The sequence below is a fragment of the uncultured Thalassospira sp. genome, assembly GCF_963976115.1.
Lineage (GTDB): Bacteria > Pseudomonadota > Alphaproteobacteria > Rhodospirillales > Thalassospiraceae > Thalassospira.
In genome coordinates this window covers 72,403-86,057 of the sequence record NZ_CAXBJJ010000007.1, presented here as the reverse complement: position 1 = coordinate 86,057, position 13,655 = coordinate 72,403, and the positions used below count along the sequence as shown (strand labels likewise).

The following is a 13,655-nucleotide window of genomic DNA, read 5'->3' as shown; positions in this document are numbered from 1 at the left end:
AGTTAACGCAATCAAACAATTTGCAACACCGCCAGCAAGCCGAACGCCGCCAGCGACAGGCAGACCAGCGACAATTTAGCTGCAAAAATCACCCGTCCCCCGGCATTCATCACACTGCGGACATCCACGCTCAGGCCCAGTGCCGCCATTGCCATCACCGTCAGGATCGACGAAACATGCTGCATCGGAATAACCGCTGCATCGGGCAACATCCCGATCGAGCGCAATGTCATCATGGCGAGAAAACCAACAATAAACCACGGCAACAATTTACTGAGTGGCACCCCGGCCCCCAGCCCTTCCTTTACGGCCAGTTCTGCGTCATCCTGTCTTTCGTCGGTAATGTCGCCATTACCTGCCACAGCGCCTTCTGCCGTTGTCGCACCAGTCCCGGTGAATGCAACATTATTACTTTGCATACGGGCAGCATGGCTGCGCGCCATTTGGCGACGTGCGCCGAGCCCCAGCGTACAAATTACCGGGCCCAACATTAAAACACGCACCAGTTTCACCAAGGTGCCAATTTGTGTTGCCACCAACCCGGCCGGGGCGGTCGCGGCCAATACCTGGGGCACGGCATAAACGGTTAACCCGGCGAAAACCCCGTATTGCGTTGCCGACATGCCCAATGCGTGCTGCAAAAATGGCAAAATCAAGACAAACACCACGCCCAAAACGGCGGTAAAGGCGATGGACGCGGCCACATCTTCGGCATCGGCATTAATCACCGGGGCGGTTGCGGCAATTGCCGAATTACCGCAAATCGAATTGCCACAGGCCACCAATATTGCCAACCTCGCGGGCAAGCCCAAAGCCCGGCCAATGCTGTAACTGACCACCAGGCTTAGGCACACCACCAGCACAATGCCGCCAACCAGGTAAAACCCGGCCCCTTTCAGGGCCTCAACACTGATCGACGCGCCAAGCAACACAATCGCCACCTCTAATATGGTTTTGGCGCTAAACGTTACCCCGGCGTCAAATTTATCGGGCAGACCAAAAATACTGCGATACGCCGTGCCCAGCAAAATCGCCAGCACCAGCCCTTCGATCCAGGGGTGCCCGAACAGGCCAAGTTCAACCTTTTCGCCAATTTGCGCCACCAGGGACACCACAGCGGTCAAAGCAAGGCCGGGTAAAAGCAGTTTAATACGATCAAAAATTAACATGGCGACACCTGTAGAATTAAGACAGGCGGAATTTCACATTTTACACAGTTCACTTCCATCGAATAAAATGATATAAATCATTCGATTTTATGACACAATCAAACAAGGGTTGCCGCTCATGACATTCGAACAGTTGCGCATCTTTGTGGCTGTCGCCCAGCGCGAACATCTGACACGGGCAGCCGAAATCATCAATCTCACGCCATCTGCCGTCAGTGCCGCGATCAAAAACCTGGAAACTTTTTATGGGGTTGAGCTGTTTCACCGCGTCGGGCGCCGAATCGAACTAACCGACACCGGGCGTATTTTTCTGGTCGAGGCCCGCGCCACCCTTGCCCGCGCCCGGGCTGCCGAACTGACCCTTGCCGAATTAGGCGGGCTCCAGCGTGGTACCTTGAATGTATCGGCCAGCCAAACCATCGCCAGTTACTGGTTGCCGCCGGTTTTAATGCGCTTTCACGACCAATATCCGCGCATTGAAATCAACCTTGTGATCGGCAACACCAAAAATGTCAGTGACGCCATTGTCGAAGGTGCGGCCGATCTGGGTTTTATCGAAGGTGAAATTAACGAACCCGCCCTGATGATGCGCGAAATTGCCAGGGATGCGCTAATGGTTGTGGTTGGCCCCGACCATATCTGGGCCACATCGCAAGATGCATTATCCTTTGACGATCTGATCACGCACAGCAGTTGGGTCCTGCGTGAAACCGGGTCGGGCACACGGTCCGAATTTGAAAATGCCATCAAGCGTGCCGGGTACAACCCCGATACCCTTAATGTCGTGCTGACTTTACCGTCAAATGAATCGGTCATTTCCGCCGCCGCCGCTGGCAATGCCGCCACCGTCGTCTCAAGCAGCGTCGCCCTGCCTTTCATCGAACAGGGCCGCTTGTTTCGGGCCAGCATCACCCTGCCCGAACGGTCTTTCATGATGCTGCACCACAAAGAACGCCATCATAGCCGGGCGGCCAGTGTCCTGGCCGATATTGCCCTGAACCGGCACTTGCCTGCAAAAAGCATCTCTGCACCATGAACCGCCCATCAACCAGGCGAAATTGGCGAGTCTGACGAGTCTGGACCAAGTTCCGGCGTAATCGGCTTGCCACCTTGGCATACGCCTTCCATACAAGATGCCGTCCCTCTGGCCCGGGCGAGATAAAACGACCCTTTCCAGCCCCAATTTATCATTTTTCTAATATGAAATTGCGCAAACGCAATGCAGCATACTGCCCGTGGATGTAGCGATCAGCCGGGCTAAACCATCTTATCGAAATGATCGTACAAAGGCACAAGTTCTACAAAAAGTGCCGTTCAGCCTTGTTACGCCCTGAGTGCTCGCGCCTGCAACATGGCGAAAAGCATAATACAGGCCCGACAGGGTTGGAAACAAAAGGGATGCTTCGCATAACACAAGGACAAACAGGCAATGCTTGATCCTGAAATACTGGCGCGTGTGCAATTTGCCTTTACCATGGCATTTCACATTATCTTCCCGTCCCTGACCATCGGGCTCGCCAGCTTTCTTCTGGTGCTTGAAGCAATGTGGCTTCGCACCGGCAATGACACCTACCTTTCGCTTTATAAGTTCTGGATAAAAATCTTCGCCCTGGCTTTTGGCATGGGCGTGGTTTCGGGCATTGTTATGTCCTATCAGTTTGGCACCAACTGGGGGCCGTTCTCCAAACTTTCCGGCCCGGTCATTGGCCCGCTGATGGCCTATGAAGTGTTAACGGCATTTTTCCTTGAAGCCGGTTTTCTGGGCGTCATGCTGTTTGGCCTTAACAAGGTGGGGCCTAAATTGCATGTTACCGCCACCGCGATGGTGGCGATTGGCACGCTGTTTTCCGCATTCTGGATTTTATCGGCCAACAGCTGGATGCAAACCCCGGCGGGCTACACCATTGAAACCGGTCGTATTGTGGTTGAAAACTGGTTTGACGTCGTTTTCAATCCCAGCTTCCCCTATCGTCTGGTCCATATGGTGCTGGCGGCCTATCTGACCACCGCCTTTGTTGTGGCCGGTGTGGGTGCATGGCATTTGCTGCGCAACCGTGAAAACGATGCGGCGCGAATCATGTTTTCCATGGCCTTGTGGCTGATCACGATTTTTGCCCCCTTGCAAATCATTGCGGGTGACATGCATGGCCTTAACACCCTTGAACACCAACCCGCCAAAGTCGCCGCCATGGAAGGCCATTTTGAAACGACCAAAGGTGGCACCCCGCTGATCCTGTTTGGCTGGCCCGATATGAAGGCTGGTGAAACCAGATATGCCGTTGAAATTCCCTATCTGGGCTCCATCATTTTAACCCATACGCTCGATGGTGAAATTCGCGGGTTAAACGAGTTTGCCCCCGAAGACCGGCCCAATGCCACCATCCTGTTCTGGTCATTTCGCATCATGGTTGGCCTGGGCATCCTGATGTTGCTGATCGCGGTTGGCAGCCTGTGGGCGCGCTATCGCAAAACATTGTTTGACTGCAAATGGCTGCATCGTTTTGCCCTGATCATGGGGCCAAGCGGGTTCATTGCCATTCTGGCAGGATGGATCACAACCGAGGTCGGCCGCCAGCCCTGGGTGATTTACGGCATCATGCGCACCGCCGATGCCGGATCGCCGATATCGCCGGTGGCCATTGCCGGGTCGCTTGCCGCGTTCTTTGTTGCCTATACCATCGTCTTTGGGGTTGGCACGGCCTATATCCTGCGCGCCATGCGCCAGGACCCGCGCCATGCCCATATTGACCCGCACGAAATCTATCGCGCCGATCATGCGAATGTTGTCGATCATATCGACACATCCAAACATTAACCGGCAGGAGAAAGATTATGGATTATCAACTTATCTGGGTCCTGCTAATTGCTTTTTCCGTCTTTGCCTATGTCACACTCGACGGCTTTGATCTGGGCATCGGCATTCTGTTTCCGTTTGAAAAGAAAGCGGAAAACCGGGGCAAGATGATGAATTCCATCGCCCCGATCTGGGATGGCAATGAAACCTGGCTGGTACTGGGCGGCGGTGGCCTTTATGCCACCTTCCCCGAGGCCTATTCCCTGTTACTGACGGCTTTTTATATTCCTGTCATCATCATGCTGCTGGCATTGGTGTTTCGCGGGGTGGCGTTTGAATTTCGCTTTAAAAGCCGCGATCACACCAACTACTGGGATTTTGCCTTTGCCGCAGGCTCCATTATTGCCGCTTCCATGCAAGGGGCGATGCTGGGGGCCTTTATCGAAGGTATCAATATCAAGGATGGGCACTTTATCGGCGGCCCGTTTGACTGGATCAGCCCGTTCTCGGTATTCTGTGCCAGTGCCGTGGTCGTTGGGTATGCCCTGCTTGGCGCAGGCTGGCTGATCATGAAATGCGATGGCCCCTTGCAGGGAAAATTACGCGCCATTGCCAAACCCGCCGTGATCTGGATGGCGGCCAATCTTGGCGTTGTTTCACTGATGACGACCTATTTAAACCCGGCCTATGGCGAACGCTGGTTTTCAACACCGAACATCTATTATCTCGCCCCGATCCCGATTGTAACGGTGGGGTTGATGTTCTGGCTGTGGCACGCGGTAAAACGGCGCGAAAAGACCGTTTTTGGCATCACGCTTTCGGTGTTTTTCCTAAGCTATCTGGGGTTCGGCATTACGCTGTTTCCCCATATCGTGCCGCCTGTCATCAGCTTTCGTGATGCGGCATCGCCCGATAACAGCCTGTCCTTTATGCTGGTGGGCGCAGCCATTTTCCTGCCCGTCATTCTGGGCTACACCGCTTATGCCTATTATGTGTTTCGCGGCAAAACTGACGATGCAGGGTATCATTGATCATGGCTCAGGTTCAAAACAGCAAAACGCAGCGCCTTTTATGGTTCGCGGGCCTTTATTTGGCCGGGTTAGGCACACTTACCATCGTTGCCTATGGCCTGCGCGCCCTGATGGGACTTAACTAGATCAGACAAAAAACGGGCCACCCAACATCCAGGGTGGCCCGTTTTCATTTCGGTCAAAGTTAAATGACAGATCCTGCCCGTCAGGCCGCCGCCACCGGTTTGCGCGCCCAAACACCAACCGTCACTGCCAGCCCCGCAACCACCATCAAGGCGCTTAACCCTAGAATCACCCAGCCGGTTTGTGCCGGGCTTGCAGCCAAACCCACAATTAACCCCGAAAGCGGCAAGCTAAGACTATTAAACAAAATCACCACGCCGGTCGTTTTACCCAGATCGCGGGCGGGAATAATGCGCTGGCGGGCCGTGCGGATATAAACCGCATACATGCCATCAAACCCCAGAATAAAGACAAAACCCAACGCATAAACCCAGTAATTGGGGCTGAACGCGGTAATAATGCCGCCCACAATCACCATGACATAGCCAATGGTGCCAATGCGGCCAATGCCCAGATTGGTCATCGCGATAATCAGCAATACCGACACCGTCGCCAGCGCGCCCATTGTTTGCAGCAGGGCATAATAATTGCCGGGCAACTCAAACAGGCCGGTTACCATGGCCGCCGAGGTTGCCAGGGTCGCCCCGAAAACAAGGTTGATCGCGGCAGTTAAAATCACCAGCCGTTTTAAGCCCGGCAAATACATCACATGATGAAACGCCACCCTTAACGGGGCCATGAAAGGGGTTTTGGTGACTTCGGGTTCAATCAGTTCAACCGTGTTAATCCGCCGCCACACCATCATGGCGCCCTCGCCCAGCACAAACAGCACAACTGCGCCGCCAACAACCACCTGCCAGTTGGTGAAACCAAACAGGGTGGCGGCAGCCAGCGGGCCGATAATGATGCAGCATTGATCCACCGTTTGCGCCAAAGACTGCACCCGGTCAAACCGGGCGGTGGAGAAAATTTGTGGCAGCATCACTTCACGCGCCATAAAGCCCTGGCTTGCCAACACCCCGCACAAGGCCGAAATCAGCACCACCCAGACCGGGTTGGGGAACAGCACAAAACCGACCAGGCCGACACAGGCAATCGCCGCCCGGCCCAACTGGGTGATGCGAATCAGGCGAATGGGGGAAACGCGATCCGATAAAATACCGCAAAAGGGGAAACACAAGGTACGCGGCAGGGTTTCCGCCGCATAGGCCAGCCCGGAAAGGGCAACACTTTGGGTCGTCTGGTAAACAACCAAAGGCACAATAAACAGTAAAAACTGATCGCCCAAACGGGCAGAAAACATCGAGGCAAAAAACAGCCTGGCGTTAAGGGTCATCGGGTGGGGCTTTCGCGAAGGCGGTGTGGTGGCACCAAAATGATGTTTTGACGATATACCCGCCCTGCGCGCAGTCAATTAAATCAGCAGCGTGAAAAAAGCCGCCCTGCCATGCATTTAGCGCAGTTATTCAAACGGATATACTGCTCCAACCCAACGCGCTGCTCCCTTGTTGAGCCAGAATGCAGCATCTCTCATCTGCTGGCGTGCCGTCAAAAGTTTACGAAGTGCCCCAACGTCAAGCTCTTCACCTTCCGTCCGCTGGCGCAGCAATTCCAGCCTCTGTTGAAGGACAGAACTGATACTTGACTATCAGCCCTGCACCACAAGCGCACGCGCAAAGGCACCCTGGCTATCGCTCAGGGATATGGAGAATTTAACCGTCATCAGCATACTCCTTCCGTTAAACAATGGTGCGACCTGGTCACACCATTGTTAAGCAGCATCGCCTTCAAACCATCCGCCACACTCATGCTGCAAACGCATAAACCCATGCGGCGAAACAGGTTAATACTGATTATGCACACGCCGGATCAATGCCGCCAACCGTTCGATCCCGGCACGAATACGCTCCGGTTTTTCGGTTGCAAAGCTAAGCCTTGCGGTATGACAACCACTATGATCACAGAAAAAAGCCTGACCGGGAACGAAGGCAACCTTTGCTTCCGCCAATGCCAGTTCCAGCAATGCTCGGCTGTCGATATTTTCCGGCAATGTCAGCCAGATAAACATACCCCCTTCCGGTCGGGTATAGGTCACGCCATCGGGCATAAATTCATCAAGGGCAGCCAGCATCGTGTCGCGTTTGCTGCGATAGGCATCGCGCAGAGTATCGATATGGGCCGGGAACAACCTGCGCGCCGCCCGCAAGGCGACTTCCTGATTGATGGTCGACACATGCAAATCACCGGCCTGCTTCATCAGCACCAGCCGTTCAATTGCCGGGCGCGGCGCACAAACCCAGCCAATGCGAAGGGCCGGTGCCAGTGTTTTTGAAAATGTACCCAACTGAATAACGGTACCGGCATTCTGATCGCCATGCGTTTCATCAAGGGCCAACAACGACGGTATAACCTCGCCATCATAAGACAGCTTGGAATAAGCTGCATCTTCCAAAATAACCGCCCCATGTTGACGCGCAACCTCAAGAACCGCCAAACGGCGTTCCAGACTATAGGATCGCCCGGTCGGATTTTGAAAATCCGGTGCCAGATAGGCGATCCGCGCGCCCGCCGCAAAGGCGGCATCAAGGTCGGCAACCACCGGGCCATCCGCGTCCATATTCACCCCGACATAGGTCGGACGGCGCATGGAAAACGCCTGCATCGCCCCCAGATAGGTCGGCTTTTCAACAACAATTTCCCGCCCCGGCTCCAGCAACAGCCGGGCCAGCATATCTAGCCCCTGCTGCGCGCCACAGGTGATCAGGATGTTATCAATACCGCGCACGGCCCCGCTTGATGCCAGATCATCGACAATCCACTGGCGCAAGGCCGGTAATCCTTCGCTGATCGAATATTGCAGGCTGCGGCGGCCTGCGACATCGTCATCCATCAAATCGCGGTAAACATCATTAAAATCCCCCAACGGAAAAAGCGACGGGTCCGGCACGCCCCCGGCAAAGGAGGTAATTTCCGGGCGCTCTGCCACCTTCAGCAAATCGCGGATTTCAGATGCGGTCAGGGCGCGGGCATCGCGCACGATCAGGTCATTCCATTGGATGGTCATGGGGGTTCTCTATGTTTAGGTCAGCCTTGCTGCCATTATTAAGCGAGCAACCCTGCTTTAAATCAAGTTTATTTTTCTAGATGGTCAATTTTTGAAATAAAATTACCCATGTAGCTTTTCGCCGACCGCAAGTAATGCTGTTTACAACCCCGCATCCCGCACCACCTGCCGGGCAGATTTTGGCACTCTATCGTCAACAAACACCCAAAAACGCCAAACCATCACACAGGGCAACATGACCGAACATGCAAAATTTCAGCCGTGGCTGGACTGGCTGGACCCGCGATACGACCAAACGCTGGATCGCCTGAAAACCTGGTCGGCCATCAATTCGGGAACCGGCAATATCGATGGTCTGGCGCAAATGGCCGATGCCATCCTGCCCGCCTTTGCCGAGCTTGACGCCGACACAAAATTAATCGACCTGCCCGATGGCGAAGCAGTATCACCTGGCGGCGATAGTGTCCCGGTGCCCTATGGCAAGGTTTTGCAATTTTCCAAACGTCCCCAGGCCCCGGTGCGTGCGCTTTTGTGCATTCATTACGACACCGTATTTGGCCCCGAAAGCCCCTTTCAAACCCCGCGCCAACGAGACGACACCACCCTGAACGGGCCCGGTGTCGCCGATGCCAAAGGCGGCATTCTAACCATCCTTAATGCGCTGGCCGCATTGGAACGCAGCCCCTTTGCCAACGGCATTGGCTGGGATGTGGTTTTAAACCCCGATGAAGAAACCGGGTCGGCAGGGTCATCGCCAATATTGGCCGAACGCGCCCGTGCCGCCGATTTCGGCATGATCTTCGAACCCGCCCTGGCCGATGGCACCCTTGCCGGGGCACGCAAGGGATCGGGCAATTTTTCAATCCGCATTCGTGGCAAAGCCGCCCATGCCGGGCGCGAATTTTACGCCGGGCGCAGTGCCATGGTGGCCGCTGCCCGCTGTGTCACCGCCCTTGATGCACTAAACGGCAAAACCGGCGATGCCACCTTTAACATCGGCAAAATTGATGGTGGCGGGCCGGTCAATATCGTCCCCGATACCGCCATTGTGCGCTTTAACGTCCGGGTCGCCACCCATGATGAACGCCACAGCGCCGAGGCCCGCATTAACGCCATTATCGACCAGCTAAATGCCATGAATGGCATCACAGCCGACCTGCATGGTTGCTTTGGCCGTGCCCCCAAGGAAATGGCAGGCAAAACCAAAGCCCTGTTTGAATGGGTGCGCGATATTGGAAGCGACCTTGATCTCGACATTGCCTGGAAAGCCACCGGCGGCTGTTGTGATGGCAATAACCTGGCCGAAGCCGGATTGCCCAATATCGACACCCTTGGGGTGTGCGGCGGTCTGATCCATTCCGATCAGGAGTTTGTCAAACTCGACAGCCTGATCGAACGCGCCAAATTATCCGCCCTGATTTTAATGAAGGCCGGTGCCGGTGAATTGCCCGCCAGTTTTGTGAAATCGGAGATTTAAGCACATGATGCGCGTGCGCCCTGCAATAATGGCCGATCTGGACCGGCTGGTTGATCTGGCATCTGGTGCGTCAAAGGGGCTAACCACCCTGCCCGCCAATCGCGGTATCCTTGAAACCCGCATTGCCGATTCCATTATTGCCTTTGAAAGCGACGTCGACGGCCCTGGCGGCGAAAGCTATTTTATGGTGCTGGAAGATACCGAAAACGGCAAGGTTGCCGGTACCTGTGCAATCTATGCCGGGGTCGGATTATCCAAGGCATTTTATAACTATAAAATCCTGAAAATCACCCAATATTCGCACGAACTGAATGTCACCTCGACCTCGCACCTTTTAAACCTTGCCAATGACTATCAGGGTGCAACCGAAGTTGGCACACTGTATCTGGACCCGGCCTATCGCAAGAACGGCAATGGCCAGCTTCTCGCGCGCTCGCGTTATTTACTAATGGGGTGCTTTGCATCGCGCTTTTCCGACATCGTCATGGCCGAAATGCGCGGCTGGCAGGACAAAGATGGTAAATCCCCGTTATGGGAGGCCCTGGGCTCGCACTTCTTCCAGTTGCCCTTCCCCGATGCCGATTATATTTCGGGCGTAGGCAATAACCAGTTCATCGCCGATCTGATGCCAAAATTCCCGATCTATATCGAACTGCTGCCCAAGGCGGCACAGGATGTAATTGGCAAAACCCATGATGAAACCCGCCCGGCCCTGAACCTGCTGAAAAAGGAAGGCTTTCGCTTTTCCAACGCGGTGGATGTGTTTGACGGCGGGCCGTGTGTTGATGTGCGCCTGGAAGATATCCGCACCATTCGCCATTCCCGACTGGCTACCGTGCGCAACCTTGTGGATCGCAACACATCCATGCGCCGCCATCTTGCCTGCACCATCGCGCTGAAGGGCTTTCAGTCCAGTTGGCTCCATATGCACCCGATCAATCGCGATACCGTCGATCTTGACCGCAACGAGGCCGAAAAACTGGGCATTTCCGTGGGCGATCAGATCCGCTACGTCGCCGATTAAACCAAACCCGACGCGGCCCTGTTCATTCGGGCACCAACATGACGGAAGGCACATTATGTCCACCACATCGCATTCAGGCCTTTATATCAATGGCGCATGGTCCGTGGCGGGCGGGGCTTCATTTGCATCGCTCAACCCGGCAACTGGCAAAACGCTTTGGCAGGGCAATGCCGCCAATGCGGCCGATATTGACCGCGCCCTTGATGCTGCCCGTGCTGCCCTTGGGAACTGGTCGTCGCGCCCGCTATCGCACCGAATTGAAATACTCGAACGCTTTGCCCAATTGCTGGTCGATCACAAAGATACACTCGCACGCGCCATCAGCGATGAAACCGGCAAACCGCATTGGGAAGCCTTGACCGAAGCAAGCGCAATGGCCGGTAAAATCGCCATTTCGATCCGCGCCTTTCATGAACGCACCGGCACCCAAAATGCCGATGCCCCCGGCGGTGGGCGGGCCGTTTTGCGCCATAAACCGCACGGGGTTGTGGCCGTGTTTGGCCCCTATAATTTCCCCGGCCATTTGCCTAACGGGCATATCGTTCCGGCTCTTTTGGCGGGCAATTGCGTGGTGTTCAAACCCTCCGAACTGACCCCGCTGGTGGCGGAGGAAACGGTAAAGCTCTGGCATAGCGCCGGGTTGCCCAATGGCGTTTTAAACCTGACCCAGGGCGAACGCGATACCGGCATCACCCTTGCCAATCATGCACAAATTGACGGCCTGTTTTTTACCGGCAGTGCCGCGACCGGGCGCCATCTTGCCCGCACCTTTGTCGACCAACCGCAAAAAATCCTTGCGCTTGAACTGGGTGGCAACAACCCGCTGGTGGTTTGGGATGCCAGCGATTTGGCCGCTGTCGCCCACCATACGGTCATGTCCGCCTTTATCAGCGCCGGGCAACGGTGCACCTGTGCCAGACGGCTGATTGTGCCAAAGGGGGCTGCGGGTGATGCCATCCTGGATGCCATACAGGCCCTGACCGACAGGCTGATTGTCGCCGCCCCCGGCCACACGCCGGAACCCTTCATGGGCCCGGTTATTTCAAATGCCGCTGCCGATAGGTTGATGGCGGCGCAGGATCATCTGATTGGCAATGGGGGCATTGCCCTGCGCGCCATGACCCGGCCAGATATAGACCTGCCCTTTGTTACCCCGGCCATCATCGATGTTACCAATGTTAACAACCGCGGCGATGACGAATTTTTCGGCCCGCTTTTACAGGTCATCCGGGTCGATGATTTTGATGCTGCAATGGTTGAGGCCAACAACACCCGCTTTGGCCTCGCGGCTGGTTTACTATCCGATGATGCCAAGCTGTGGCAGCGCTTTTTGCACGAAAGCCGGGCGGGCATTGTCAATTGGAACAAACAGCTTACCGGGGCGTCCAGTGCCGCCCCCTTTGGTGGCATTGGCGACAGCGGCAATCATCGCCCCTCGGCCTATTACGCGGCAGATTATTGTGCCTGGCCGGTGGCCTCGCTTGAAAGCGAAACTCTTATTGCCCCGGCCAACTTGCCCAACGGAGTTCGCCCATGACCCGCGATTTTGCCTTTTCCACCAGTGTCGAGGCCAATTTTGACGGGCTGGTCGGCCCGACCCATAATTATGCCGGGCTAAGTTTTGGCAATGTCGCCTCGACGCGCAACGCCACCGCCATCTCCAACCCCAAAGCAGCCGCTTTGCAGGGCCTGACCAAAATGAAAGCCCTGCATAATATGGGCTTTGTGCAAGGGGTTCTTCCGCCCCACGAACGCCCGCATATCAAGACGCTTCGCGATGTTTTTGGCTTTACGGGCACCGATGGCGACATTCTTGCCAAGGCATGGCAAGCCAACCCCAATTATGTGCTTGCCAGTGCATCGGCCTCACCGATGTGGACGGCCAATGCCGCCACCGTATCGCCCAGTGGCGACACTGCCGATGGCAAGGTGCATTTCACCCCGGCCAATCTCTGCGCCATGTTTCACCGATCGATCGAACACGACGTTACTGGTCGCGCCCTTGCCGCAACCTTCCCCGATCCTGACCATTTCACCCACCACCCGGCCCTGCCCGCCGTCAGCCATTTTGGCGACGAAGGGGCCGCCAACCACACCCGTTTTTGTGATGATTACGGCACAGCAGGCATCGAATTTTTCGTTTTTGGCCGCTATGCCTTTCAGGGTAGCCATACTCAGCCCGGCAGGTATCCGGCCCGGCAAACATTTGAAGCAGGCAGCGCCATCGCCCGCCATCATGGCCTGTCGAATAATCGCGTTATCCATGCTCAACAAAACCCGCATCTGATTGATGCCGGGGTTTTTCATAACGATGTTATTTCGGTCGGCAATGCCAATACCCTGTTTCATTATCAGGATGCCTTTGTCGATACCCCGGCGGTGCTAGATGAAATCCGCCGCAAACTAACCGGCATCGCCGATTTCGCCAGCATCGAAGTCCCCAGGGATCGTGTGCCGCTGGATGATGTGATCAAAAGCTATCTGTTTAATTCACAGCTTTTGCGCCTGCCCGAAAATGGCGACATGATACTGGTTCTACCCACCGAAGCCGAAGACACTATTTCCGTCCGCGATTATGTTTATGATCTGATCGGCAAGGGCAACACGCCGATCAAACAGGTCAAATTTTTCGATCTGCGCCAAAGTATGCAAAATGGCGGCGGCCCCGCCTGCCTGCGCTTGCGCGTTGCGCTTAATCAGGCCGAACTGGCCGCCACCAACCCAAAAACGCTTCTCGATAACGACGGCTTCACCCAACTCACCAACTGGGTCAATCGCCATTACCGCGACCACCTCATCGCCGACGATTTCCGCGACCCGCAATTGCTAACCGAGGTTCGCACGGCATTAGATGAGCTAACCCGATTGCTTGATCTGGGGCCGATTTATGATTTTCAGCGGGAATCAAGAATCTAGTTTTAGAAAAAATTGCACTTTCCCAAGAATTAAGATTGAACGCGATTCCTTTCGCTGCTAAATAATACACGGCTTGCAGACAGATTTGTTGCCGTGAATCGCGGCATATAAAAAACA

Annotated in this window: 11 protein-coding genes; 8 read left to right on the top strand and 3 right to left on the bottom strand. The window is 55.1% G+C overall.

All coding sequences use genetic code 11. From position 1 onward, the window contains the following. Positions 1-11: 11 nt before the first annotated feature. Positions 12-1,169, bottom strand: a complete 1,158-nt coding sequence (locus AAC086_RS10520) for a YeiH family protein (protein WP_339778544.1) — start codon at positions 1,167-1,169, stop codon at positions 12-14. 118 nt (positions 1,170-1,287) lie between these two features. Here AAC086_RS10520 and AAC086_RS10515 point away from each other — a divergent pair, with 118 nt between their 5' ends. The 4 genes from AAC086_RS10515 (at position 1,288) to AAC086_RS10500 (ending at position 5,119) form a co-directional block, all read left to right on the top strand. Next, entirely contained in the window at positions 1,288-2,205 is a 918-nt protein-coding gene (locus AAC086_RS10515) for a LysR substrate-binding domain-containing protein (protein ID WP_339778542.1), read from the top strand. 393 nt (positions 2,206-2,598) lie between these two features. Next, complete coding sequence (locus AAC086_RS10510; protein WP_339778541.1) at positions 2,599-3,984, top strand: cytochrome ubiquinol oxidase subunit I; 1,386 nt, start codon at positions 2,599-2,601, stop codon at positions 3,982-3,984. Between the two features lie 17 nt (positions 3,985-4,001). After that, entirely contained in the window at positions 4,002-4,994 is a 993-nt protein-coding gene (gene cydB, locus AAC086_RS10505) for a cytochrome d ubiquinol oxidase subunit II (protein WP_339778540.1), read from the top strand. A 2-nt stretch (positions 4,995-4,996) separates the two neighbouring features. Continuing rightward, complete coding sequence (locus AAC086_RS10500) at positions 4,997-5,119, top strand: hypothetical protein (RefSeq protein ID WP_339778538.1); 123 nt, start codon at positions 4,997-4,999, stop codon at positions 5,117-5,119. A gap of 80 nt (positions 5,120-5,199) precedes the next feature. Here the strand turns inward: AAC086_RS10500 and AAC086_RS10495 are convergent, their stop codons facing one another. Both AAC086_RS10495 and AAC086_RS10490 read right to left on the bottom strand, forming a co-directional pair. Next, positions 5,200-6,393 (bottom strand): MFS transporter, encoded by a 1,194-nt coding sequence (locus AAC086_RS10495; RefSeq protein WP_339778536.1) that lies wholly within the window; start codon positions 6,391-6,393, stop codon positions 5,200-5,202. Between the two features lie 507 nt (positions 6,394-6,900). Next, positions 6,901-8,121 carry a PLP-dependent aminotransferase family protein gene (locus AAC086_RS10490; protein WP_339778534.1) on the bottom strand — a complete coding sequence of 407 codons (1,221 nt, stop codon included), beginning with the start codon at positions 8,119-8,121 and terminating at the stop codon, positions 6,901-6,903. 235 nt (positions 8,122-8,356) lie between these two features. Between AAC086_RS10490 and AAC086_RS10485 the strand changes: the two genes are divergently transcribed. The 4 genes from AAC086_RS10485 to astB are packed head-to-tail and all read left to right on the top strand — an operon-like array spanning position 8,357 to position 13,538. Continuing rightward, positions 8,357-9,598 (top strand): hydrolase, encoded by a 1,242-nt coding sequence (locus AAC086_RS10485; protein ID WP_339778533.1) that lies wholly within the window; start codon positions 8,357-8,359, stop codon positions 9,596-9,598. A 4-nt stretch (positions 9,599-9,602) separates the two neighbouring features. After that, complete coding sequence (locus tag AAC086_RS10480) at positions 9,603-10,622, top strand: arginine N-succinyltransferase (protein ID WP_339778531.1); 1,020 nt, start codon at positions 9,603-9,605, stop codon at positions 10,620-10,622. Positions 10,623-10,677: 55 nt separating this feature from the next. Beyond that, a complete protein-coding gene (gene astD, locus AAC086_RS10475; RefSeq protein ID WP_339778529.1) occupies positions 10,678-12,159 on the top strand; it encodes a succinylglutamate-semialdehyde dehydrogenase in 1,482 nt (493 codons plus the stop codon). Next, positions 12,156-13,538 (top strand): N-succinylarginine dihydrolase, encoded by a 1,383-nt coding sequence (gene astB, locus AAC086_RS10470; RefSeq protein ID WP_339778527.1) that lies wholly within the window; start codon positions 12,156-12,158, stop codon positions 13,536-13,538. Before astD ends, astB begins: the two co-directional genes overlap by 4 nt. Positions 13,539-13,655: the final 117 nt, after the last annotated feature.